This window comes from Saccharopolyspora sp. NPDC003752 (genome assembly GCF_053605825.1).
Genome location: NZ_JBSGJZ010000044.1, coordinates 1 through 22,380, shown reverse-complemented (window position 1 = coordinate 22,380; position 22,380 = coordinate 1). Strand labels below are relative to the sequence as shown.

24 protein-coding genes are annotated in these 22,380 nt (G+C 69.4%); 12 read left to right on the top strand and 12 right to left on the bottom strand.

The annotated features are described in order from the left end of the window. Window positions 1-90 precede the first annotated feature (90 nt). The 3 genes from ACWEV3_RS36430 to ACWEV3_RS36420 are packed head-to-tail and all read left to right on the top strand — an operon-like array spanning window position 91 to window position 3,151. On the top strand, window positions 91-1,518 hold the full coding sequence (locus ACWEV3_RS36430; RefSeq protein WP_452618259.1) for a serine hydrolase domain-containing protein: 1,428 nt from the start codon (window positions 91-93) through the stop codon (window positions 1,516-1,518). Then, entirely contained in the window at window positions 1,515-2,501 is a 987-nt protein-coding gene (locus ACWEV3_RS36425; protein WP_452618258.1) for a sensor histidine kinase, read from the top strand. The genes ACWEV3_RS36430 and ACWEV3_RS36425 overlap by 4 nt, the downstream gene beginning before the upstream one ends. Further along, window positions 2,498-3,151: a response regulator gene (locus ACWEV3_RS36420; RefSeq protein ID WP_452618257.1), complete on the top strand. Its 654-nt coding sequence runs from the start codon at window positions 2,498-2,500 to the stop codon at window positions 3,149-3,151. Before ACWEV3_RS36425 ends, ACWEV3_RS36420 begins: the two co-directional genes overlap by 4 nt. 15 nt (window positions 3,152-3,166) lie before the next feature. Here the strand turns inward: ACWEV3_RS36420 and ACWEV3_RS36415 are convergent, their stop codons facing one another. From ACWEV3_RS36415 to ACWEV3_RS36400, 4 genes are all read right to left on the bottom strand, one after another. Further along, window positions 3,167-3,643: a DUF2771 family protein gene (locus ACWEV3_RS36415; RefSeq protein WP_452618256.1), complete on the bottom strand. Its 477-nt coding sequence runs from the start codon at window positions 3,641-3,643 to the stop codon at window positions 3,167-3,169. 9 nt (window positions 3,644-3,652) lie between these two features. Further along, window positions 3,653-5,335, bottom strand: a complete 1,683-nt coding sequence (locus ACWEV3_RS36410; RefSeq protein ID WP_452618255.1) for an MFS transporter — start codon at window positions 5,333-5,335, stop codon at window positions 3,653-3,655. Window positions 5,336-5,547: 212 nt separating this feature from the next. Next, window positions 5,548-6,297: a hypothetical protein gene (locus ACWEV3_RS36405; RefSeq protein WP_452618254.1), complete on the bottom strand. Its 750-nt coding sequence runs from the start codon at window positions 6,295-6,297 to the stop codon at window positions 5,548-5,550. A gap of 19 nt (window positions 6,298-6,316) precedes the next feature. After that, window positions 6,317-6,979, bottom strand: coding sequence for a glutaminyl-peptide cyclotransferase (locus ACWEV3_RS36400; RefSeq protein ID WP_452618253.1), 663 nt, complete (start codon window positions 6,977-6,979; stop codon window positions 6,317-6,319). 258 nt (window positions 6,980-7,237) lie between these two features. Here ACWEV3_RS36400 and ACWEV3_RS36395 point away from each other — a divergent pair, with 258 nt between their 5' ends. Together ACWEV3_RS36395 and ACWEV3_RS36390 are read left to right on the top strand one after the other, a co-directional pair. After that, window positions 7,238-8,077, top strand: a complete 840-nt coding sequence (locus tag ACWEV3_RS36395) for a DUF3027 domain-containing protein (protein ID WP_452618252.1) — start codon at window positions 7,238-7,240, stop codon at window positions 8,075-8,077. Continuing rightward, on the top strand, window positions 8,074-11,052 hold the full coding sequence (locus ACWEV3_RS36390) for a sacsin N-terminal ATP-binding-like domain-containing protein (RefSeq protein ID WP_452618251.1): 2,979 nt from the start codon (window positions 8,074-8,076) through the stop codon (window positions 11,050-11,052). Before ACWEV3_RS36395 ends, ACWEV3_RS36390 begins: the two co-directional genes overlap by 4 nt. Before the next feature lie 5 nt (window positions 11,053-11,057). Here ACWEV3_RS36390 and ACWEV3_RS36385 read toward each other — a convergent pair whose 3' ends face one another. Both ACWEV3_RS36385 and ACWEV3_RS36380 read right to left on the bottom strand, forming a co-directional pair. Further along, window positions 11,058-11,246: a DUF397 domain-containing protein gene (locus ACWEV3_RS36385; RefSeq protein WP_452618250.1), complete on the bottom strand. Its 189-nt coding sequence runs from the start codon at window positions 11,244-11,246 to the stop codon at window positions 11,058-11,060. Then, window positions 11,230-12,081 (bottom strand): helix-turn-helix domain-containing protein, encoded by an 852-nt coding sequence (locus tag ACWEV3_RS36380; protein ID WP_452618249.1) that lies wholly within the window; start codon window positions 12,079-12,081, stop codon window positions 11,230-11,232. Before ACWEV3_RS36380 ends, ACWEV3_RS36385 begins: the two co-directional genes overlap by 17 nt. A gap of 114 nt (window positions 12,082-12,195) precedes the next feature. Between ACWEV3_RS36380 and ACWEV3_RS36375 the strand changes: the two genes are divergently transcribed. The 4 genes from ACWEV3_RS36375 (at window position 12,196) to ACWEV3_RS36360 (ending at window position 14,763) form a co-directional block, all read left to right on the top strand. After that, entirely contained in the window at window positions 12,196-12,420 is a 225-nt protein-coding gene (locus ACWEV3_RS36375; protein WP_452618248.1) for a zinc finger protein, read from the top strand. A gap of 83 nt (window positions 12,421-12,503) precedes the next feature. After that, the gene (locus ACWEV3_RS36370) at window positions 12,504-12,785 is read left to right on the top strand and encodes a hypothetical protein (protein WP_452618247.1); all 282 of its coding nucleotides are present in this window, start codon (window positions 12,504-12,506) and stop codon (window positions 12,783-12,785) included. 187 nt (window positions 12,786-12,972) lie between these two features. Next, window positions 12,973-13,203 carry a hypothetical protein gene (locus ACWEV3_RS36365; protein WP_452618246.1) on the top strand — a complete coding sequence of 77 codons (231 nt, stop codon included), beginning with the start codon at window positions 12,973-12,975 and terminating at the stop codon, window positions 13,201-13,203. Window positions 13,204-13,332: 129 nt separating this feature from the next. Beyond that, window positions 13,333-14,763: an outer membrane protein assembly factor BamB family protein gene (locus tag ACWEV3_RS36360; RefSeq protein WP_452618245.1), complete on the top strand. Its 1,431-nt coding sequence runs from the start codon at window positions 13,333-13,335 to the stop codon at window positions 14,761-14,763. A gap of 74 nt (window positions 14,764-14,837) precedes the next feature. Here ACWEV3_RS36360 and ACWEV3_RS36355 read toward each other — a convergent pair whose 3' ends face one another. From ACWEV3_RS36355 to ACWEV3_RS36335, 5 genes are all read right to left on the bottom strand, one after another. Further along, window positions 14,838-16,010 carry a hypothetical protein gene (locus ACWEV3_RS36355; protein WP_452618244.1) on the bottom strand — a complete coding sequence of 391 codons (1,173 nt, stop codon included), beginning with the start codon at window positions 16,008-16,010 and terminating at the stop codon, window positions 14,838-14,840. Between the two features lie 119 nt (window positions 16,011-16,129). Next, on the bottom strand, window positions 16,130-16,708 hold the full coding sequence (locus ACWEV3_RS36350; protein WP_452618243.1) for a DUF3558 domain-containing protein: 579 nt from the start codon (window positions 16,706-16,708) through the stop codon (window positions 16,130-16,132). A 12-nt stretch (window positions 16,709-16,720) separates the two neighbouring features. Beyond that, a complete protein-coding gene (locus ACWEV3_RS36345; protein WP_452618242.1) occupies window positions 16,721-17,122 on the bottom strand; it encodes a hypothetical protein in 402 nt (133 codons plus the stop codon). Between the two features lie 153 nt (window positions 17,123-17,275). Continuing rightward, entirely contained in the window at window positions 17,276-18,064 is a 789-nt protein-coding gene (locus tag ACWEV3_RS36340; protein WP_452618241.1) for an ESX secretion-associated protein EspG, read from the bottom strand. Window positions 18,065-18,157: 93 nt separating this feature from the next. Then, on the bottom strand, window positions 18,158-18,445 hold the full coding sequence (locus ACWEV3_RS36335) for a DUF2530 domain-containing protein (RefSeq protein ID WP_093268532.1): 288 nt from the start codon (window positions 18,443-18,445) through the stop codon (window positions 18,158-18,160). Between the two features lie 60 nt (window positions 18,446-18,505). Between ACWEV3_RS36335 and ACWEV3_RS36330 the strand changes: the two genes are divergently transcribed. The 3 genes from ACWEV3_RS36330 to ACWEV3_RS36320 all read left to right on the top strand — a co-directional run bounded on the left by ACWEV3_RS36330 (window position 18,506) and on the right by ACWEV3_RS36320 (window position 21,985). Beyond that, window positions 18,506-19,972 (top strand): NCS2 family permease, encoded by a 1,467-nt coding sequence (locus ACWEV3_RS36330; protein WP_452618240.1) that lies wholly within the window; start codon window positions 18,506-18,508, stop codon window positions 19,970-19,972. Window positions 19,973-20,201: 229 nt separating this feature from the next. Beyond that, window positions 20,202-20,636 (top strand): MarR family winged helix-turn-helix transcriptional regulator, encoded by a 435-nt coding sequence (locus tag ACWEV3_RS36325; protein WP_452618239.1) that lies wholly within the window; start codon window positions 20,202-20,204, stop codon window positions 20,634-20,636. 32 nt (window positions 20,637-20,668) lie between these two features. Next, the gene (locus ACWEV3_RS36320; protein WP_452618238.1) at window positions 20,669-21,985 is read left to right on the top strand and encodes an MFS transporter; all 1,317 of its coding nucleotides are present in this window, start codon (window positions 20,669-20,671) and stop codon (window positions 21,983-21,985) included. A gap of 269 nt (window positions 21,986-22,254) precedes the next feature. Here ACWEV3_RS36320 and ACWEV3_RS36315 read toward each other — a convergent pair. Then, a partial coding sequence (locus ACWEV3_RS36315; RefSeq protein ID WP_452618295.1) for a Fe-Mn family superoxide dismutase occupies window positions 22,255-22,380 on the bottom strand: 126 nt, incomplete at its 5' end.

The window sequence follows — 22,380 nt, the reverse complement described above, 5'->3', positions numbered from 1 at the left end:
TGCGCCCGGCTCTTTTGTGTCTTTCGTCAGGGGTGGTGGTGGTCGGTCGGCAGATCCGGCCGGGGTGTCCTGATCCATAGGTTCACCTGCATGAAAGCCAAGATCATCGCGCTCGCCGTGGCCATCGGGGTCTCGATCGGCCCCGCCACCGCGCAGGCCGCGCCCGAACCGACCGCACCGGCCATCGACGACTACCTGACCCGCGCGCTGGAATCCACCGACATGCCCGGGTTCTCGGTGGTGGTCACCAAGGACGACAGGATCGTGCACGCCGCCGGTTACGGCCACGATTCCGACGGGCGGCCGGTCACGGCCGACACCCCGATGCGGGTCGCGTCGGTCAGCAAGTCGTTCACGGCCATGGCGGTCATGACCCTGGTCGACGCGGGCAAGATCGCGCTGGACCGGCCGGTCGTCGAGCAGCTGCCCGGGTTCGCCATGGCCGATCCGCGCTTCCGCGAGGTCACCGTCCGGCACCTGCTGAACCAGACTTCCGGGTTCTCCGACCGCACCATCGACATCAACGCGCTGGAGGAAGCGGGCTCGCTCGCCGAGTACACCTCGCGGCTGGGCACCGGCTCGCTGGCCGCCGAACCGGGCGCGCACTGGGAGTACTGCAACGTCAACTACGACCTGGCGGCCCGGCTCGTCGAGGTCGCCGGCGGCCAGACCTTCGACGACTACATGCAGCAGCACGTGTTCGGCCCTCTCGGGATGAGCCGCAGCGCGCTTCGCGATGAGGTCGTCCGGCCCGCCGACGGCTACAACTCGCTGTTCGGTGCGTGGCTCTCCCGCCCGGAGCTGCCCGGATTCCTCGACGGCAGCGGTGGCGGCGGCGTCATCACCACCGCCGCCGACATGGGGAAGTGGCTGATCGCGCAGGGCGGCCACGGGCGTCAGCTCGTCGCACCGGAGAGCCTGCGCGCCATGCACAGCCCTTCCGACGTGCACGAATACGGCATGGGCTGGGGCATTGACAAGCCCGCCGACGGCCCGGAAAGGCTGGTGCACGACGGGAACCTGTTCACCTACGCCGCGACGGAGATGATCATCCCGGAGACCGGTTACGGCTTCGCAGTCATGGCCAACAACGCTTCCCTCAACGGCGACTACTACGGCATCCTCACCGGGCTGGTGGCGCTGAGCGAGGGGAAGACGCCCGAGGTGCCCGGCGGCACGCGGCAGCAGTTCGAGCTGGTGCTGGGCCTGATCGGGCTGGCGGCCGTGGGGCTGGGTGTGCTCGGCGCGGTGCGTTCTCGTCGCTGGGCGGCCAAGCGCGCCGGGCGGCCGGCTTGGCGGATCGCGTTGCGGTTGGTGCCTGTGTTGCTCCCGGTCGCGGTGTTCCTGGCCTACCCGAGCCTGATCTCGTTCATCAGCAACGGCCGCACGGTCACCTGGGCGCAGATGACGTACTTCCCGCTGCCCTTGACGGTCGTGCTCCTGGTTGCGGCGCTCGCCGGGCTCAGCACCGCGGCGTTCCGGCTGCTGAGGCTGCGCGCCGTAAGGTCGTCCGGGTGAGGAACGGCGCGGCACTGCTGGTCATCGCCGGGGTGTGCGTGCTCGCCGGTTACGGGCTCGACGCCGAGGTGTGGCGGCTGCTGCTGCTCGTGGCGCTGGCCGTGGTGGGTTACCTCCACGGTCGGCACCTCCCGGTTCGCCGCGGCTGGGCCTGGCTCGCGGTCGCCGCGCTGGGCGGGGTCGCCGGCGCGGTCGTGGACTTCTGGGCCGGCTTCAGCTCCCTGCTGTGCCTGACCGTTTTCGTGGCCTTGCCGTGGCTGGCCGGGCAGTTCCGGCGGCAGCAGGCCGAGTTGATCGTCGCAGGTCAGCAGCGGGTCGAGCAGATGGAGCGGGAGCAGGAGTTCGTCGCCGAGCGCGCGAGGCTGCGGGAACGCGCCCGGATCGCTGCGGACATGCACGACTCGCTCGGCCACGACCTGGCGTTGATCGCGCTGCGCGCCGGATCCCTCGAACTGGCCCCCGAAATGACCGAAGCCAACCAGCAAGCGGCCGCCGAGCTGCGCGCCACGGCGGTCGCCGCCACCGACCGGCTCCGGCAGACGATCGGGATGCTGCGGGAGAACGGCACGCCAAGCGTCGAGCCGCCGGACGAGTCGGTGGAGGCGCTGGTCGACCGCGCGGGCAGCGCCGGGATGGCGGTGTCGCTGCTGCGCAGCGGCGAGCCGCTCGCGGTGCCGCCGGAGGTGGACCGCGCAGCGCACCGGGTGGTGCAGGAGGCGTTGACCAACGCCGCCCGCTACGCGCCCGGGGCGGAGGTGACCGTGCGGGTCGAGCGAATTCCCAACGGGCTCAACGTCATCGTGCGAAACTCGGCCGTCGACGCGCCGCCCGTGCTCGACGGCGGAAACGGCAGCGGGCTGTTGGCGCTGGCAGAGCGGGTCCGGTTGCTCGGCGGCACCTTCCGGGCCGAGCCCGGCGACGGCTTCACCGTGATCGCTCGGCTGCCCTGCCCGGCCGTGCCCGCGACGAAGGAAGACGAATGATCCGCGTGCTGTTGGCCGACGACGAGGCCATGATCCGCGCCGGGGTCCGGTCGATCCTGGCGACCGACCCGGAGATCGACGTGGTCGCCGAAGCCGAGGACGGGCGGCAGGCCATCGAACTGGCCGCCGAGCACCGACCGGACGTCATCCTGCTGGACATCCGGATGCCCCGGCTCGACGGGCTCGCCGCCGCCGCGGAACTGGCCCGCGCGCAGCCCGAGGTCAAGGTCGTCGTGCTCACCACCTTCGACGAGGACGAGTTCGTGGCGCGGGCGCTCGGCGACGGCGCCCGCGGATTCCTGCTCAAGGCCGCCGATCCGCGCGAACTCCTCATCGGCGTTCGCGCCGTGGCCGACGGCGCGGCGTACCTGTCGCCCCGGATCGCGCAGCGGGTGATCGCCGGGATGCGCGGTGGCCAGGCCGCCCGGCGAACCGCCGCCCGCGACCGGGTGGCGACCCTGACCCCGCGGGAACGCGAGGTGCTGGCGCTGGTCGGCGCGGGACTGTCCAATCAGGACATCGCGCGGCGGCTGTTCCTGGCCGAAGGCACCGTCAAGGCGCACGTCAGCACGATCCTGCAACGCCTGTCCGCGAACAACCGCGTCCAGGCCGCGATCACCGCGTACGAGGCCGGGCTGGTCGACGACTGAAACGGCCGCCGGATGTCACTGCTGGACGTTCAGGATCCAGCTGCCGCCGATGCCGAAGTCGACGCCGCCGTCGGCGCCGGGCGTCAGCACCGCCGAGAACTTCTGGACCTCCACGTGCTCCAACCGGCCGCCGTCCGGCGGCAGCTGCAGCGTGTAGGCGTGCTGCGAGTCGGGCGGGAAGACCTGGCTGCGGCCGTCCAGCTCCTCGCCGCCCAGCCCGCGGTAGATGAACACCACCTGCCACGGCGCCGCCGCGACCTCGCCGGGGACTGAGATCTGCAGCGGGCTGCGGTCGGGCACCCGCAGGTCGCCGACCGGGTTCTCCGGCGGAGTCATGCAGTTCTGCCCCGTCGCGTCGCAGTACTGGGCGGGGTTGACGGTCACCGAGTTCCCGTGGGAGTAGAAGGTGACCTGCGGTTCGCTGGGGGCGGCACAACCGGTGGCGAGCGCGATGCCCGCCACCGCCAGCAGCGGCTTCAGTCCACGATGCACGGTTCGAGCCTACGACTTGGTCCGTAATCGCGCGGTGGCCGGTGCGGACCGGCGCGGGAGGCGTGGCAGCAGCGTGCCGCCACGGCCGGCCGCGATCGTCTGCGCCAGCATCAGCGCCAGCGCGGCGGAGACCACCGCGAACCCGATCCAGTAGACCGGTGGCAGCAGGACGCCCAGCGCGCCGCCGAAGACCCAGCTGAGCTGCAAGATCGTCTCGGACCGGCCGAACGCCGAGGCCCGCGACCGCTCCGGCATGTCGTGCTGGATCACCGCGTCCAGGCAGACCTTGGCCAGCGCGCTGGCCGTCGCGCCGACCAGGCCGACCACCACCGCGAGCGGGAACCCGGCCAGCACCGCCGCGCACACCGCGACCGCCAGCGCGCTGCCCAGGCAGGCGATGATCACCCGGTCCGGCTTGCCGAAGTGCATCTTCGAACCCAGCCCGTTGCCGAGGAAGCTGCCGACCCCGGCCGCACCGCCGATCAGGCCGAGCAGCACCAGCTGCATGAACGGCTCGTGCTGGGTGCTCTGCTTGATCACGAACGCCGCGAACAGCGTCAGGAACCCGGTCAGCAGCCGGATGCCGCCGTTGCCCCACAGCGCCACCACCACGTGCCCGCTCAGCGGAACCTTCTTGGTCTGCGCCGGGTTCGAGCCGATCGACGTCGGAACCTCGCCCTCGGTGCTCTCCACCCAGCCCGGGATCCGCAGGCACAGCCACACGCCGCCGGCCGCCATCGCGGCCATGAACCACAGCGCGCCCTCGGAACCCAGCAGCCAGGCGAAGCCGGACGCGATCGCGCCGAAGATCCCGCCCGCGGCCATGCCGAACGCGGTCAACCGGGAGTTGGCCTTGGTCAGCGTGATCTGCGTCGGCAGCACCCGCGGCGTCATCGCCGCCTTGAGCACGCCGAAGGACTTCGACAGCACCATGCAGCCCAGCGCCGCCGGGTAGAGCAGCCAGCTGTTGAAGTTCAGCGCCATCACGGCCGCGAGCAGCACGCGGATCGCGAACGACGCGGCGAGCGCGAAGCGGCGGCCCTGCTGCAGCCGGTCCAGCGCCGGGCCGATCACCGGGGCGATCACCGCGAACGGCGCGACCGTGATCAGCAGGTAGAGCGCGACCTTGTCCTTGCTCTCGCCGGTGGCGGCGGAGAAGAACAGGGTGTTGGCCAGCGCGACCGCCATCGCGGCGTCCACCGCGTAGTTGCCCATCACGGCGTAGGTGAACTTCGCGAGCCCGGACCGGTCGGCGCCGTCGGCGTGCGCGAGCGAGAAGAACATCCGCATCGCGCGTTGCGTCAGGTCCCGGCTGCGCCACGCGGCGACCCGGGTGACCGTCAGCTTCCGGGGCGGTGCCGTGCCCCGGGGCTGCTCGGGTTCGGGTTCTTCCTCGGCCCGGCCGGGGTGGTCTTCCGGCAGCGGCGGCAACCGCCGGCCATGACTGCGCGGCCGGTCGTAGTCCGGATCGTCCTGCCACGGATACCGCCGGTCGGCTCGCTGCTCGCCGCTGCTCGACGCCTCGAACCGGTGCTCGGCGCGCTGCGGCTCGTCGCGCTGCTCCGAGCCGTGCTCGGACGGCGCCTCCCGGCCGCCTTCGGCGTACCAGCCGCGCTTGCCGCGCTGCCCGGCGCCCCAGCCCGATCGGCCGCGCGAGGCGTCCGACCGCTGGTCGTGGCGTCGCAAACCCATACCGTTCATCCTGCCTCACCCGCCTCCGGCCGTTCGGGCGTCCGCCGGATTTCGGCGGTCCCGCGAATAAAGAGGACGGAACAGGCCCGCCAGATACACCTGGACACCATCGAGCGACATAAACGGCCTGAAACCACCCCGTCAGGGTGATCAGGGGTCGTGAGTGGCAGTAGTCGCCAGAGCGGCCATAGCCACTCACGAGGACGGGCTGATCAGGCCGGCGTGAGGCGCCAGTAGCCGTAGGGGTTGAAGAAGATGTCCTCGTCGTCGTAGCGGTCGCACGACTGCTGCCGCAGCAGCCAGCGCGGCGAGTCCTCGGTGAGCCGGAAGCCCTCACCGTCGCGGATCTCCGCCGCCCGCGGCTCGGTCAGCAGGTAGCCCGCCAGGCCGTCGATCAGCTCCACCCACTCGCCGAGCCGGTTCTCGTCCAGCAGCCCCTCGGCCTCCAGTTCCACGTCGGGCACCCCGAGCAGGTGCATGCCGCAGGTGTGGAGCACCTCGCCGCTGTAGATCGGCCGCTTCACCCAGGCCTGGCGCAGGACATCGGGCTCGGCGGCGTCCGCGGCCAGCGCCAGCCACGTCTCCCGGCCGTGGGCGAGGCCGCTGCTCTCGCTCTTGATCGCGGTGGCGCCGCAACGCTCGAACAGCTCCGCCGCCACCGCCAGCATCCGCTCGGAGATGAAGGAGGCGTCCTCCTGCCCGCCCTTCGCGAGCACGTACGCGACCGAGTCGTGCTCCTCGACCGCGGTCCAGTCGTCGTCGGTGAAGGTCAACTGCGCGAGGCAGGCCTCGAACGCGTCGGGCATCCGCGGGTCGTGCTCGTGCTCCGACGACTCCCGGTCCAGCGAGAAGAACGGCCCGCCGAACGCGCGGGCGGCCGCCTCGACCACGTCGAAGTCCATGCCGGTGCCGAGCACGCAGAGCACGTGCAGCGGCTCCACCAGGTCATCTTGATCATCCATGCGGCGACCGTACTAACGATCACGCCGGGACGAAGCGAACTCGGAAAATCGTCGGCCAGTACTTGCCGGTGAGCAGGAACTCGTCGGTGCCCGGGATCGCGGCGATGCCGTTGAGCACGTCGGTGCCCGCCCGCTCCCAGGAGCTCAGCAGCCCGGACGCGTCCACCACCGCGGTCACCTGCCCGGTCGCCGGGTCGATGCGCAGGATCTCGTCGCTGCCCCAGACGTTGGCCCAGACCTGGTCGCCGACGCACTCCAGCTCGTTGAGCTCCTCCACCGCGGATCCGCCGCGCCGCACGTCGACGCCGCCGATCGGCGCGAACGTTGCCGGGTCCCGGAAGGTCAGCCGGTCGCTGCCGTCGCTCATGACCAGCCGCGCCCCGTCGAAGCACAGGCCCCATCCCTCGCCCGAGTACTCCACACGGCGCAGCTCGTCCAGCGTCACCCGGTCTCGCTCCAGCGCAACCCCTTCCTGCCAGGTGAGCTGCCAGATACGGTCACCCGTGACGGTGATGCCCTCACCGAAGAGCTCGGCCGGGAGCCGGGCTTCGCGGCGCACCTCGCCGGTGGCGAGATCGGTGGCGCGGAGCAGCGACGAACCGTGCATGCCGGTGCCTTCGTAGAGGGTGCCGGCGGCGAGTTCGAGGCCCTGAGTGAATGAGGAGCGGTCGTGCGGGAGCACGGAGATCACCTCCGCTCGGAGGTGTGGCAGGCTTCCCGCGTGCCCAACGCCCTGATCGGTTTGCTCGCGGTCGTCCTGGCCGTCGTGTTGCGCTGGTACCTGCGGCGTGCACGCCACCAACCCCAGCCCGATGGCGAGCACCCAGCCGCACAGACTTCGTCGAGTCGGGAGGAGTCGCACCCCGAAAGCTTGACACGGGCGGCGGCAGCGACGACCACGTACGGCACAATCGAGCATGTGACGCCTATGCCTGCTCCGATGACCAGCCCAGGCGCGGATGCCCCGTTCGAGGACGTGGGGCAGCCTGCGCCCGTGCCGCCGAACCCGGAGCTCGCCGCCGCCGAGGACGTCGCGCGAGCTGCGGCGGAGGACGAGGCGCGGCCCGGGGACGACCCGATCGGCTCGCCGGTGCTGACCCTGGACGCCGAGGCCGGCGCCTCGGTGGGGGCGCACGTCGGGATCGAAGCCGAGGGCCCGCACGCGGTCACGCACTACTTCGAGTCGAACTACCCGGGCTACGTCGGGTGGCGCTGGGCGGTCACGGTCGCCAGCGTTGGCCCGGGCGAGCCGGTGACCGTCAGCGAGGTCGTGCTGCTGCCCGGTCCGAGCGCGCTGACCGCGCCGGAATGGGTGCCGTGGAACCAGCGCGTGCGCCCCGGTGACCTCGGCGCGGGTGACCTGCTGCCGACCACCGCGGACGACCCGCGGCTGGCGCCCGGCTACCTGACCAGCGACGACCCCGCGGTCGAGGAGGTCGCCCACGAGGTCGGCCTCGGCCGCAAACGGGTGCTCAGCCTGGAGGGCCGGCTGGAGGCCGCGGACCGCTGGCACAACGGCGAGTTCGGGCCGCGCGCCGACATCGCCAAGCTGGCCCCGGGGGCCTGCGGCACCTGCGGTTTCTTCCTGAAGCTGGCGGGTTCGATGGGCGGCGCGTTCGGTGTCTGCGCCAACGAGCTCGCGCCCGCCGACGGTCGCGTGGTCAGCGTCGAGTTCGGCTGCGGCGCGCATTCGGAGGTCGAGGTGGACACCTCGTCGACGGTGCCGGTGGCCGAGGTCGTCTACGACGACGCCACCCTGGACTTCGAGCCGCGCGGGTGAGCGGAGCGGATCCGTTCGGTACGGCCGAGCTTCGGCGGGCCGTGCTGCAGTCCTGGGAGTCTTCGCCGACCCGGTTCCGCGAGGACGCCAACGCCGAGGAAGACCTCAGGCTCGGCGGCTACCGCGACCGGCTGCTGGTCGAGTTGGCGCAGAACGCCGCAGATGCGGCGGGCGCCGACGGCGTGCTGCGCGTCGAGCTCGTCGGCCGTGAGCTGCGGGTCGCGAACACCGGGTCGCCGCTGACCGCGGAAGGCGTGGCGGGCCTGGCTTCGCTGCGCGCGTCGGCCAAGCGCGAGGGCGCCTCGGTCGGCCGGTTCGGCGTCGGGTTCGCCGCGGTGCTGGCGGTGTCCGACGAGCCGCAGATCGTGTCGACGTCCGGCGGCGTTGCGTTCTCCGCCGAGCGGACCAGGGAAGCGGCGTTGGAGCTGCCGGGCCCGGCGGAGGAGCTGGCGGCGCGGGAAGGCGCGGTGCCGGTGCTGCGGCTGCCGTGGGCCGTCGCCGACGAGCCGCCCGCGGGCTTCGACACCGAGGTGCGGTTGCCGCTGCGCCCCGATGTGGTCACGGACGCGCTGATGGCGGCGTTCACCGACCAGGCCCCGGATCTGCTGATCGCGCTGCCCGCGCTGACCGAGATCCGGATCGGCGAGAAGACGTGGCGGCGCGTGGACGAAGGCGCCGATCGGCTGGTCGTGCACGGCCCCACCCGCAGCGACCGGTGGCTCGTGCACCGCGCGACGGGCACGTTGAGCGAGACGGCGCTGGCCGGTCTTGGCGTCGAGGCCCGGCACGCCACGGAGTGGCGCGTGACCTGGGCGGTGCCGCTGGACGAGGACGGCACGCCGATCCCGCTGGCCGAAGACGTGCTGCACGCGCCGACACCGACCGAGGAGCGGCTGTCGCTGCCTGCCCGGTTGCTGGCGAGTGTGCCGGTGGAGCCGGACCGGCGGCGGGTGGCGGCGTCGGCCGCCACGGACGCGGTGCTGACGTTCGCCGCCGAGTGCTATCCCGGGCTGGTCGGCAAGATCGCCGTGGAGCACCGGACGGCGCTGGTGCCGCTGCCGGGCTTCCCGCTGTCCGATGTGGACGACAAGCTGCGGCAGGGCGTGAACGACCGGCTGCGGGTCGCGGCTTGGCTGCCCGCGGCGAACGGGAACCTGGTGGCGCCGCTGGAATCGCGGGTCCTCGAATACATCTCGCCGGAGCTCGCCGAGCTGCTCAAGGACGTGATCCCGGGCCTGCTCACGGCTGAGCTGGCGGATGCCCGGCACCGCAGGTCGCTGCACGTGCTGGAGGTCCGGCGGCTCGCCGCGGCGGAGATCGTCGACGCGGTCACCGGCCTGCAGCGGCCGCCGCAGTGGTGGTACAGCTTCTACGACGCGCTGGTCCCGATCGAGAGCGCGGATCCCGTGGCGCGCGAGGAGTTCTCCGCGCTGCCGGTGCCGCTGGCGGACGGCCGCACGGTGACGGGCGTGCGGGATGTCCTGCTCAGCCACCGGGACGCGGACCCGGACCCGGCGGCGCTGCTGTCCACTCTGGACATCTCCGGGCTGCGCATCGCGCACCCCGATGCGACGCATCCGCTGCTGGAGAAGCTCGGCGCGCACCCGGCCGGCCCGGCGGAGCTGCTCGATGCCCCGTCGCTGGAGGAGGCGGTGCGCAGCAGCGTCTCCGACGCGCGAGCCGGAGCGGACGTGCGGCCGTTGGCGGAGGCGGTGTTGCGGCTGGTCGCGAGCGCGCAGCCACGCGACTGGTTGGGCGCGCTGGCGCTGCCGGACGCGAACGGCGACTTCCGCCGCGCGGACGAACTCCTGCTGCCCGACGCGGCGCTGCTGGAGGTCATCGACGCCGAGTACATCGGTGCGGACGGGCCGCTCGCGGTGCTGGACGAGGCATTCGCCGCCGACCGGCCCGCGGAGCTGCTGCGGGCGATCGGCGTGCTGGACGACTTCGCGGTGCACGTCGAGGAAGACCCGGTCGAAGCGGACGACGACTTCCCGGACTCGCGCCACTGGTGGGCGGAGCAGGAAGCCGCGCAGCCCGAGAACTGGCCACCGGCCAGGTTCATCGGAATCCGGGACCTGGACCTGGTCGCCGACGACTGCTGGCCGGCGGCGATCCGCCTGCTGGTGCGGAACCCGGAAGCCCTGCGCGCCCTGCGCGAACCGAACAGCTACTCGGCCTGGTGGATCGCGCGCTACGCGCTGCTCGCAGGCCAGCCGCCCCGGCACTGGCGCCTCGCGGCTGCTGGGGAGCTGGCGGGCCTCTTCGACGCGGTGCCTGACGTCGGCCTCGACGACGAGCAGCTGAGGATCACGGGCGTGCGCAGCGAGCTCGTCATCGACGATTCCGACGACGCTGCGGACCTGCTGGAACGCCTCGGCGACCCGGATCGCCCCGTGCGCGCCGGAACTGCGCTGCGCGCGCATCAAGCGCTGGCCGACGCGGTCGCGTCGGGTGTCGTGGACCCGGCCGAGATCGATCTCCCGGAGATGGTGCGCTCGGTGTCGGGCGCGGTGGTCAGCACCGGGCGAGCGGTGGTCCTCGACGAGCCGTGGATGCTGAGCGTGCTGGAAGCGCCGCTGGTGATCGCGGGCGGCAGCCCGGACCAGTTCGACGCGGAATCCCTGGCGGAACTCCTGGATCTGCCGCTGGCATCGGAAGAGAACACGATGCAGGTGGTGGACGAGGGCCGCGCCCAGAGCTGGCCGGAGGTGGCGCGCGTCCCGGCGGCGTGCGAGCTGCTGGGGATCGCGGTGCCGACCGGTGAGGTCAGGCTCCACGACACGCTGCGAGTCCGGTCGTCGACGGGGGAGCAGCGGGTGCACTGGTGGGTCGACAGGACGGGGAAGGTCCACGCGGAGCGAACCCCGGACGGCCTGGCCCGAGCCCTGGCCTGGGCATCGGGGTCCTGGCACGAGAGGTTCGCCCTAACGGCCCTGCTGGCGGACCCGGAAGCGGCAACCCTCCTGCGCTGAGCGCTTCACCCGAAGCGCTCAGCCTTGACGGCGGCTAAGAAAACACCCCAAGCCTGCGGCCGAAGGGCCAAGGTCCCCCCGTCGCGATCCTTGGTGTCCCGAACCCCGACGACATCAGGCCCTGCGCCGACCTCGACGCAGTCTCCCTCCTCGCCGCTGTAGGTGGACTTCCGCCAGTTAGTGATCGGCGACATGGCGTTCCTCCATCTTCTTCGCGCATGCAGCGATAAGATCGGTGGATTCGCGAGGGCTCAACGCTGCTTTGGTCAGACTAGCCACGGACTCGACGAACGGGGAAGTGTCGGCCGGATCGTCCAGGAAGGTACCAGCGCGGCGATGCTCCAAATAGACGATGGTTCGCTGCCGTTGGAACTTCATGACCAGTTGGTTGCCGTTCAGGCCGACGTGCGCGCCTAGCTCGTAAGGGATTACCTGGACCGTGATGTGCGGGCGAAGCGTCATACGCGCGATGTGCCTGAGCTGTTCTCCCATCACGTCGTTGCCCCCGACCGGCCGATGCAGGACTGACTCATCGATCAGAGCGTGGAACTCCACTGGCCTCTTGCCAGTTAGGACACTCTGCCGACCGAGCCGCAGAGAGACTCTGGATTCGACTTCGCTGTCCTTGAGTCCGCCAGCAACCATGATCGCCCGGGTGTAGTCGGCGATCTGAAGCAAGCCAGGTACAAGACCAAGCGACACGTTAGTGATCTCGGATGCGCTGCGTTCAAACTCCAGCAGCGCCACGAGTTGCTGTGGCAGTCCTGGGTTTCCCACTTCCCACCAGTGCGGCTTGTGCGCGTCCTCGGCGAGTTCAAGGATGCGCGTTCGCTTCTGCCCCTTGATACTGAGTGTTCCCAGGATGATTGCTATCTCAGTTTCTGAAGGAACCTTGGCCCCGACCTCGATCCGGCCGAGCGTCGCCCTTGACCAATCACACTGCTCCGCCAGTTCCTCTAGTCGCAGGCCAGCTTCCTTTCGGAGCTTGCGAATCTCGGCACCCAGACCTCGTGAACGTGCAGTTGTCATATGCCCACGCTATTTCAGGGCCTGAGATTGCGCTATTACACATAACGGTGAACCAGCTTGATCGGAGAAAGCTGGGCCGGTCTCATCTGGTCAGAGACCACAAAAGGAGGTCCAGTGTCCGACTACTTGACCTACATCTGGCGCCCGGTCACGGGAGGCCGCCACGCTTTCCCCATCGCAGCAACGAAAACCCCTACCGGAAAGCCGGTGGTGGCGTTCTGCGGAGCAGAAGCGGACGCAGCCGAGCTGCACGACCGCTCCGAAGTGGACTGGATCCGCGAAGACACCTGCATGCGCTGCTGGCGGCGGATCACCGCCGGGTGGGCCACAGGCCCGTGAGTACTTATTGCTGCTATAGCGACACAAAGTACACACGGACCCTTACCAGCAAAAACAGCAACTTCAACGGTACGGAGAAACCAATGTTCTGGATCCAGCTCAGCACGTTCGTCCTGTTCAACCTGCTCATCCTCGCCATGCTCACCACCCAGATCCCCGCCCGAGCCATCGCCTTCACCACAGGCCAGCACGCCGGAGGCGGCGAAGGCGCCTACACGGTCTGGCATCTCATAGCCGACATCGAAGCCGAAACCCGCGAAGCGGCAGACAAGCACCGGCCGGAACGCGAACATCCCCGCATACCACCAGAATTCCCCACCACCGACCCCGATGAGCCCACCGGGCGCCACCACCTGCGCCCGTAACGGCCCGTGAGTGTTTTGGGGGCGCTAGAACACCCCAAAACACTCACGGCCCAAGCCTCCCGAGCAGGGCCGGTGCGGTGACCTCCCCCAATCCCACCCGCACCGGCCCACCCCGGTGACCGGGCGCGACCTCCCCCGACCCCACGCGCCCGGTCACCGGCCAAACCCGCGGCTCAAGGAGAACGCGATGACGCGATCGACCGAGAACGGCCCCGAAGAGCGAGTCGGCTACTGGGCCGCCTTCGGCTACCAGAACCACGTGATCCCGGTCGAAGACCCGCGCCGCGAAGGCCGAGACCTGATCGCGCTCTGCGGCGTGATGACGGCCCCCGACGACGTCACCGCCCGAGACAGCCGCCCAACCTGCGGCGTCTGTGCAACCGAAGTCCGAAGTGGACGAATAGATGTGCGGCGGTGACGTTCGGCTGAAGGTCGCTTTTCCGGCATCTTGGTCGGGCATAATGCCGTCTGGCCTGGTTGCAGGCCGTATTTGGGGGAGCGCTCCGATTCTGCGCGAGCGCGTTCATGCCGAGGGGAGCATGTCGAAGTGACTCATCAAGGCTGGCCGGGAAACCAAGGCCCGCAGCCCTATCCGCAGCAGCCGTACCCGCCGCAGTACCCGGCCGGTCCGGCCGCGATGCCGCCCAAGAAGCGCTGGACGTGGGTGCCGTTCCTGATCATCGGCCTCGTCGTGGTCCTGGTCGGCGGCGGCGTGGCCGGATGGCTCGCGTTGCGCGCCAGGTACGGCCCGAGAGATGAGGACCAGCGGCAGGCGGCGACGCTGCTCTGGAAAGAGAGCCCGACGATGGAAGAGAAGCCCTTCAACAGCTGGGCTTCCGACGGAATCGTCGCGGTGATGCACGAAGACTGGCTCGACGCGTTCCACGCGGACACCGGCGAGGGCGCCTGGGACCTGGAACCGCCGCTGCGGGCCGGGGACGACGCGAAGATGAGCCGGTTCTGCGGCATGAGCCACGAGGTGAAGAACGGTCTCGGCGTCATCGCCTACGGCCCGTACAAGAAGGACACCTACGGCGGCACCGGCTGCTCGACGATCGCCGTCATCGACGTCAAGACCGGTGCCGTCAAGCGGCAGTTCGACATGCCGGTCGTCGAGAACAGGGGCACGACGAACTTCACCGACCCGGAGATCGTCGGCGACGTGGTGGTCTTCGCGCTGCACGACACCGTGTTCGGGATGAGCCTGACCAGCGGTAATGAGATCTGGCGCCACGACCAGGAAGTGAACCGAGGCTGCATGGTGTTGGGGCCGGCCATCAGCGAGAGGACCGTGGCCGTCCCGCTTGACTGCACCACCGACGGCCCCGCCCAGGAACTTCTCTTCCTGGACCCGGCGAACGGGGCGGAACGCGGGCGAGCGACGTACGAATCGCACAGCCCGGTCGGGATGATCTCCGCGGACCCGCCGATCGTCGAGATCGCGACGAGCGAGGATGACGAGGTCCCACGAACCCTGCTCGTCTTCGATGAAACGGGGCGTCAGACGGCGGCCATTCCGGAAGACGTTCCCGCAGGGCGGCTGAACATTGCGCCGATCAACAACCGCGTCGACAACAAATCACGCAAGAGATATCGCGTTGTGCTCGCCGATGGGATGCTCATCGCGCCGACGATGAGCAAGCCCGTCAGCGCGTACCGCGAAACCAACAAGATCGTGGCAGTCGATCTGGAAACCGGCGAGCAGCGTTGGGCTGCGGAACTCGGGCCGGAAGTCGTCGGTATGCCATTCGCCGTTACGGGCAACGGCGTGCTCACGATCAACCAGCACACGTACGAGAATCCGTCGCAGGTGTTCGAGATCCCGATCAACGGTGGGAAGCCCAAGCAGATCAGCGGACTGTTCCCGGATCTGGGCACCTTGGTGGACAACTACAACCTGCATTGGGACGAGCACGCGGTTTACGGCGCCTACATGGGCCCCGGCACTGCGTCAACGCCGATCTTCGCCGTGCGGTAGCCCCTGAAAGCGCTGGCCGCGCACCGGAATCGGTGCGCGGCCAGTTCGCTTCGGTCGACCTCAGCGGATGTTGCTCACTCGCCGAAGACCGGCGGGGCGACCTTGGGCAGGCCCAGGTCGTCCCAGGCCTCGTCCGTGTCGACCCAGTACTTGTCCTCGTGCTCCTGGTCTTCCTCGCCCTGCTTGCCCTGGCCGCGACCAGCACCACCAGCGCCCATGCCGCCGGCGCCACCACGACCGGCCGCACCAGCAGCGCCACCGGCACCGCCGGCACCGGAACCGCCACCGAGGCCGCCGAGACCGGCGCGCCCACCGGCACCCAGGCCCGCGCCGCGGCCGCCGGCGCCACCGGCGCCGAGCCCACGACCGCCACCTGCACCGGCACCACCGGCGCCGCCGCCGGGCGGCATCATGCCGAGCCCGGCACCGCCCATGTTCGGGCCCGTGCCGACGTTGGGGCCGGGGTTGACGGGCAGGCCGGGACCGTTGGTGACGGGCGGCGAGGACCACTGCGACGTGTTCTGCGACGGAGTCGTGTAACCGTCGCCAGGGCCGCCGGTGCCACCAGTGCCGCCAGTGCCGCCGCTACCGCTGCCGCCGCCGAGGCTGCCGCCCCAGCTGCCGCCACCGCCGCCACCACCACCAGGACCGCCGCCGGGAATCCCGGAACCGTTCGGAATGCTGCCAACGGTCGGGTTCGTCCCGGTGCTGCCGGAGCCCTGGTCGTACGCCATCTCGGGAGCCTTCGGGTAGAAGGCCAGGTTCTGCGAGACGTTCGTGGTGCTGTTGCTGTAGTTGTCGTAGTGCTGCTTGGCTTCCTGAGCCTTCTCAGTGGCCTCGCGCTCCTGCTTCTGCAGGTCGGTCTCGCCACCGACCAGCCAAGCGCCGCCCTTCTCAAGCAGGTTGTCGGTCGCATCGACCTTCACCGGCTCAGGCATGCTGTTCTTGACCCTGCTGAAGTTTTCGACCTGGTTATCAGCGGCAACACCGACGGATTCCGAGACGCCCTTGGCATCTTCGATGAACTGCGCCATCGGCTGCAGAGTGGAGCCGTGCTGCTCTGCAGCCTGACCGGTCCAGGCGAGCTTGGCTTTGTTGTTGGCGGCGTCCAGGATGTTGTAGACGTCGGTGAACTGGCCACCGATTTCGTTCTTCCAGTCCAGCACCTTGCGGGAAAGATCTTCCGATCCGTTCCCTTCCTTGATCTGCCGGTACTTCTCTGGGTGGTTGAAGCCCACCTTCTGCATGATCTCGTCCGTGTTACCACGGTCCGATTCACGTGTGAGCAGATAGCCGCCGACAATGATCGGTAAAACCATGGTCACACCCCCTTGTCAGTAATCGTCTTCGTGGCGCGCGGACGCGATCAGGCGTCCGGGATGTTTTTCAGAACTTCGCCGGTGATCTTCTCGGCGTAACCGCACGGGTCGTTCATCTCCGGCGTGCCGCCAGCGTTCTTGAAGTAGTTGACCTCGAGCGACTGGTCGTCGGCGACGGCCAGCTCGATCCGGCACAGGTCGCTTTGCTCGTCGACGCGTGCCCCTTGGTAACCGGCCAGCTGTGTCAGCTTGTAGTTCTGGCGGTTCTCCGCGTTCTGCTGGATCTTCGCCAAACCCCCATGTTTGGTGTTGATCGAGGCAGCCGCCGTGAAGGCATCGGTCGCCCACTGACACCTGGACTCGCCGTACGAGTTGGTGCTCTTCTCGGGAGGCCTTCTCTCGCTGACGCCACCGAGGTCCTTGACCTGCTGATCTGTCAGCAGTTGACATGCGTCGGTGATCGCCTTGAGGTTCTTCGGGTTCTCCACCTTCGGCGCAGCTGTGGTGGTGTCCGAGGCGCTGCTCGAGGGGACGGATGTCTCGGGGTTCTTCCCGCCAGGAGCGCAAGCCGAAGCGCTCAGTACGGCGAGTAGCGACACTGCGGTCAGCGTTGCGCGGCGTAGCACGTGAGATCTTCCTTAAACCTGGCGGATCGAAGCGTCTTCGTCGGTGTTCTGGTAGGTGCCGAGAGCAGCCTTCAGCTGATCGATCTGCGACTGGATGCGAGCACGGGCGTCGTTGACGGCCCACGAGAGGCATCCTTCGTTGTTCCCCGCCATCTCGCCGAGGTCGGTCGCGAGCTTCTGGCTGGCTTCGTCGTCCCCAGGCGGCGCGACGTTCTGAAGGTCCTGCGCTTTCATCAGGATGTCGCCCAGCTTGTCCTGGGCCTTCTCGTACTCGGCGATCAGGCCCGGAATCTGCTCGATGTCGACAGTGAACGACGCCGCCTGCGCAGAGCCGCCCGAGTTGATCGCGGTGTGGATCGTCGCCTGCCGCACAGCCTTCTGCGCTGTCGTGACGACCCCGTCGAAGAATGACACCTCTCACTACCCCCTTTGTCCCCTGAATCAGGTACACGTCGCGCTTAGCTTGCCAGGTCTTTGCCCGTTCGTGCACAGGTGTGACGATGCTTCGCGCTGATCGGTTCCCAACTCGTTGTCGGATTGGTCCTTTTGGCGGAGTGACGTTGGTCGCTACCAGGCAGCTTCGCGCTGGGTCTTCGTCGCCAGCTCCCCGAGCACCCTGGTGAACGTGCTCATGTCCGCCCCCGCGAACATCCGCTGGGTCCCGCTGTTGTAGACCGCCGTGCGGCCCTGCTGCAGGTCGATGATCCGCAGCGTCTGGTCTCCCCGGCGCTCGCGGCGGCGGTCGTCCCAGATCGTGACGCCCGCTTCGCCGAGGCCCAGCCGCGGGCCTTCGAGCAGCTGCGTCATCTTCCGGAAGCTCGCCACGTTCACGCCGCGCGCTCGCAGGCTCTGCTCGATCGCCTGCGGGTCTTCGTCCCCGCGGCGGCGCACGTCGGCCATGGCCGCGCGCATCTCCGCCAGGTCCACGCTCAGCGCGGGGCGGATGCGGGCCGGCGGGTGTTCCGGGAGCACCGACACCAGCGACGGGATCAGGTCGTTCGGGTGCACCGGCTCCAGGATGATCCGGTCGCCGTCGACGACCGTGCGCACCGCCGTCTTGTTCGCCTTCGACACCGCGGCGCGCAGTTCGCTGCCCTTCTGCGAGGAGAACCGCAGGTCGTATTCGACCGTCACGTGCGCGTAGATGCCGAGCAGCTCCATGACCCGGTCGTTCACGCCGCTCGGGTTGATCAGGCCGCGATCGCGGACCCGCTGCTCCGCCGCCTCGAACTCGCGAGGCATGTCTTTCACGGTCGTCCCGTAGTTGCTGTACGACGCGATCATCGGGATCCGGCTGAGATCGGCGCGTTCGGCCAGGATCGCGAATTCGAGTCGGTCGACGTCGAGCTTGGGCACTGGTGCTGCGCTCCCGCGTTAGGGCATCGGAACTTGATGTCGACTGTGCAGACTAACTGGTCGCGGGGCTGTTCGGAGCAGATTTGGGCAGGCTCAGCCGTCGAGTCCGGACAGGCCCTTCCAGGCGCCCCGGGAACCGCGGCGCGCCGCCGAGCGCTGCCAGCGGAACACGCCGTAGCCGATGATGCCGAGCACGCCCCCGGCCAGGCAGGTCCAGAACTGGATGCCGGCCCAGTCGCGGATGCCGAACAGCACCACTCCGGCGAACCACAGGGCCGTGCCGAACAGCACCACCGGGGTGGGGTCCGCGAGCCTCCGAGGCAGCGGCGGAACCGGCCGGTGACCCGGCGCCGAGGGGGTGGATTCGCTGTCCTGTGCCACGTCAGGCAGGCTACTCCCGGTAATGAACGCGCGCGCAGGCGCGGTGATCGGGAAGTACTGATGGTGGATCGAGACGTTTCCAAGAAGTCGCTGCTGGACCGGTATTTCAAGATCACCGACCGCGGGTCCAGCGTCGGGCGGGAAGTACGCGGCGGCGTGGTCACGTTCGTCACGGTCGCCTACATCATCGTGCTGAACCCGCTGATCCTCGGCAGCTCCTCGCCCGACGACGCCGGTGCCAAGCGCGACGTGCTCGGCAACATCCTGCCGGTTTCGCAGGTCGCGGCGACCACCGCGCTGGTCGCGGGTGTGATGACGATCCTGTTCGGACTGATCGCCAACTACCCGTTCGCGATCGCCGCCGGGCTCGGCATCAACACGCTGCTGGCCGTGACCATCGCGCCGCAGGTCACCTGGCCCGAGGCGATGGGCTTGGTGGTGGTGGACGGCATCATCATCCTGATCCTGGTCGCCACCGGGTTCCGGACCGCGGTGTTCAACGCGGTGCCACCCGAGCTCAAGGCCGCGATCGCGGTCGGCGTCGGCGTGTTCATCACCTTCGTCGGCCTGGTCGACGCCGGTTTCGTGCGGCGCCTGCCGGACGCCGCCAACACGACCGTGCCGGTCGGGCTGGGCATCGACGGCTCGATCGCCTCGTGGCCGACGGCGGTGTTCGTGTTCGGGCTGGTGCTCACCTCGGTGCTGGTGGCGCGCAAGGTGCGGGGCGCGATCCTGATCAGCGTGGCCGTCACCACGGTGCTGTCGATCATCATCGAGTCGATCTTCCACGCGGGCCCGTCGAAGGGCGTCAACGCCTACGGCTGGAACCTCGGCTACCCGGCGGTGCCGGAGCACGTCGTCGGCCTGCCCGACCTGTCGCTGGTCGGCGACATCTCCTTCGGCGCGTGGACGCGGCTGCCGGCGCTGGCCGCCGCGATGCTGGTGTTCACGCTGGTGCTGGCGAACTTCTTCGACGCCATGGGCACCATGACCGGCCTCGGCAAGGAGGGCGGGCTCGCCGACAAGGACGGCAACCTGCCGGGCATCGGCAAGGCGCTGGCCGTCGAGGGCGTCGGCGCGGTCGCCGGCGGGTTGGGTTCGGCGAGCTCCAACACCGTGTTCGTGGAGTCCGCGTCCGGTATCGCGGAGGGGGCGCGCACCGGCCTGGCGAACGTGATCACCGGCCTGCTGTTCCTGGCGGCGATGTTCTTCACGCCGCTCTACCAGATCATCCCGGTGGAGGCGGCGGCTCCGGCGCTGGTCGTGGTCGGGGCGATGATGCTGACCCAGATCCGGCAGATCGACCTGTCCGACTTCAGCATCGCGTTGCCCGCGTTCCTGACGATCGTGGTCATGCCGTTCACGTACTCGATCGCCAACGGCATCGGCGCGGGCTTCATCAGCTACGTGCTGCTGCGGGTCTTCACCGGCCGCATCCGCACCGTGCACCCGCTGATGTGGGTCGTGTCGGCGGCGTTCGTGCTCTACTTCTGCTCCGGCCCGCTGCACGTGCTCTTCGGCATCTGATCCGCCCGTTCTCGCAGGTGATCGCCCGTGCGCGTTTCGTGTCGCCAGAGCAGCACAAAGTGCGCACGGGGCCTGGCCGGGCGAGACGAGAGCCTTGGGCCGTTCGGAGCAGTGCGTCGATTGGGTTGCGATTCCGGGGGCGGGGTCGTCGGCTGGCTATGGTGGACGGCCACTGATCAGGCCTGATCAGTTTGTCCGATTCCCCGAAATAGTTTGGTAGACTAACGACGTGTCCGATATCGCGGAGCGCGAGCGCACCTTGGCGAGTCGGCTGCGGCTCGCCGTCGTCCGCCTGAACCGGCGGCTGCGCGCGCAGAGCACCGACTCGAAGATCACGCTGTCCCAGCTGTCGGCGCTGTCCTGTCTGCACAAGGCCGGCGCTTTGACGCCCGGCGAGCTGGCGGCCCGGGAAGGCGTCCAGCCGCCGTCGATGACCAGGGTGATCTCCGCCCTGGAAGACGCCGGGCTGGTCGCGCGTCGGCCGCACCCCACCGACGGCCGGCAGGCCATCGTGGAGCTGACCGAGGCGGGCCAGGCCCGCATAGAGGAAGAGGTCTCGATCCGGGAGCGCTGGCTGGACCAGCAGCTCGCGGACCTGACCGAGGAAGACCGCCGCGTGCTGTTCCAGGCGGCGGAGATCATCGACCGGTTGGCCGGCCGATGACCGGAGTCCGATGAGAGGCGGTACGCACGAGCGTGGTTGACCGATCCGCGGCACGCGAGGGAACCGACCCGAGCGGAGATCCGGCCAACCGCAAACCTCCGTCCACATCGGACCGATCCGGCGGCATGTTCCGCTCCCTGCGGGAGCGCAACTACCGCTACTACGCCTCCGGCCAGGTCGTTTCCCTGACCGGCACGTGGATGCAGCGCGCCGCGCAGGACTGGCTGGTGCTGGAACTCTCCGGCGGCAGCCCGGCCGCGCTGGGCGTGGCGGTCGCCCTGCAGTTCGCCCCGACCCTGCTGCTGACGCTGTGGGCGGGCGTCTTCGCCGACCGCTTCGACAAGCGGCGCATGCTCGTCGCCACCCAGAGCGCGCTCGGCGCCTGCGGCCTCGTGCTGGGGCTGCTCGACGTCACCGGTGTCGTGCTGCTCTGGCACGTCTACCTGCTGTGCTTCGTGCTCGGCTGCTTCGCCGCGGTCGACGCGCCGGTGCGGCAGTCCTTCGTCGTCGAGATGGTCGGGCCCCGGCAGCTCACCAACGCCGTCGCGCTGAACTCGATGACGTTCAACCTGGCGCGCATCGTCGGCCCGGCGATCGCCGGGGTGCTGATCACCGCGATCGGCACCGGCTGGGTGTTCCTGCTCAACGGGTTGAGCTCGGCCGCCGTGGTCGCCGGGCTGGCGCTGATGGACGCGTCGGCGCTGCACCGGGCCAAGCCGCCGCCGAAGGAACGCGGCCAGCTGCGCGCCGGGCTGCGCTACGTGCGCGGGCGGCCGGACCTGCTCGTGGTGATGGTGCTGGTGTTCTTCGTCGGCACGTTCGGGATGAACTTCGAGAGCTCCTTCGCCGTGATCGCGCGCAACGTCTTCGGGCGCGAAGCCGACGGCTACGGCCTGCTGATCACCATGCTCGCGGTCGGCACGCTGACCGGGGCGTCGCTGGCGGCCCGGCGCAGCGGCCGCGGGGTGCCGAGGCTGCGGCTGATGCTGCTGGGCGCCGGCGTTTTCGGCGTGCTGGAGGCCGCGGCGGCGCTGATGCCGACCTACGAGCTGTTCGCGGCGTCGCTGGTGCCGGTCGGGATCGCTGTGATGACGTTCACCACGAGCGCGAACGCGACCGTCCAGCTGGCCGTGGAGCCGACCATGCGCGGCCGGGTCATGGGCCTCTACATGCTGCTGTTCCTGGGCGGAAAGCCGCTGGGCGGGCTGGCTTCGGGATGGCTCGCCGAGGTGCTCGGGCCGCGCTGGCCGATCCTGCTGGGCGGGCTGGCGTCGCTGGCCGCCGCGCTCGTCGGCGTCGCGGTGCTGGCTTGGCGGCGGAGAACGCGGTTGCCCCATTCTAAAGGTTAGGCTAACCTAAAACACATCCGCTTCGTGGTGGGAGCGGTAGTCAGTTCGGGAACAGATCGGGCCCCGGCCTCCTGCGGGAGGCCGGGGTCCGGTCGTATCCAAGAAGACTTCGGGGCCCTCCCGGAGGAAGGCCCCGAAGTTTCGGCAGTGGGCTTGTCGGAGCACTCACCACCGAGCGGTGGGGCCGTGAGCGCTTTGTGCTGCCATGGCGACACAACGCACTCACGGCTTCTGACCAGCGAGAACCTAAGGCGCGGTGGTTCTGCCTGTCAGGAGGTGGGAAGGCGGAGGCCGTTGTAACCGGCGCGGGCGTCGGCGAAGCGCTTGGAGACCTCGTCCCAGTTGACGACGTTCCACAGGTGCTTGACGTAGTCCGCCTTCACATTGCGGTACTG

Coding starts and splice junctions, on each gene's coding strand:
- ACWEV3_RS36370 (WP_452618247.1), top strand. CDS start 12,504: ATGTTCTGGATCCAGCTCAGCACGTTCGTCCTGTTCAACCTGCTCATC.
- ACWEV3_RS36380 (WP_452618249.1), bottom strand. CDS start 12,081: ATGACAACTGCACGTTCACGAGGTCTGGGTGCCGAGATTCGCAAGCTC.
- ACWEV3_RS36330 (WP_452618240.1), top strand. CDS start 18,506: ATGGTGGATCGAGACGTTTCCAAGAAGTCGCTGCTGGACCGGTATTTC.
- ACWEV3_RS36405 (WP_452618254.1), bottom strand. CDS start 6,297: ATGGATGATCAAGATGACCTGGTGGAGCCGCTGCACGTGCTCTGCGTG.
- ACWEV3_RS36385 (WP_452618250.1), bottom strand. CDS start 11,246: ATGTCGCCGATCACTAACTGGCGGAAGTCCACCTACAGCGGCGAGGAG.
- ACWEV3_RS36420 (WP_452618257.1), top strand. CDS start 2,498: ATGATCCGCGTGCTGTTGGCCGACGACGAGGCCATGATCCGCGCCGGG.
- ACWEV3_RS36430 (WP_452618259.1), top strand. CDS start 91: ATGAAAGCCAAGATCATCGCGCTCGCCGTGGCCATCGGGGTCTCGATC.
- ACWEV3_RS36410 (WP_452618255.1), bottom strand. CDS start 5,335: ATGGGTTTGCGACGCCACGACCAGCGGTCGGACGCCTCGCGCGGCCGA.
- ACWEV3_RS36355 (WP_452618244.1), bottom strand. CDS start 16,010: ATGCAGAAGGTGGGCTTCAACCACCCAGAGAAGTACCGGCAGATCAAG.
- ACWEV3_RS36365 (WP_452618246.1), top strand. CDS start 12,973: ATGACGCGATCGACCGAGAACGGCCCCGAAGAGCGAGTCGGCTACTGG.
- ACWEV3_RS36395 (WP_452618252.1), top strand. CDS start 7,238: ATGACCAGCCCAGGCGCGGATGCCCCGTTCGAGGACGTGGGGCAGCCT.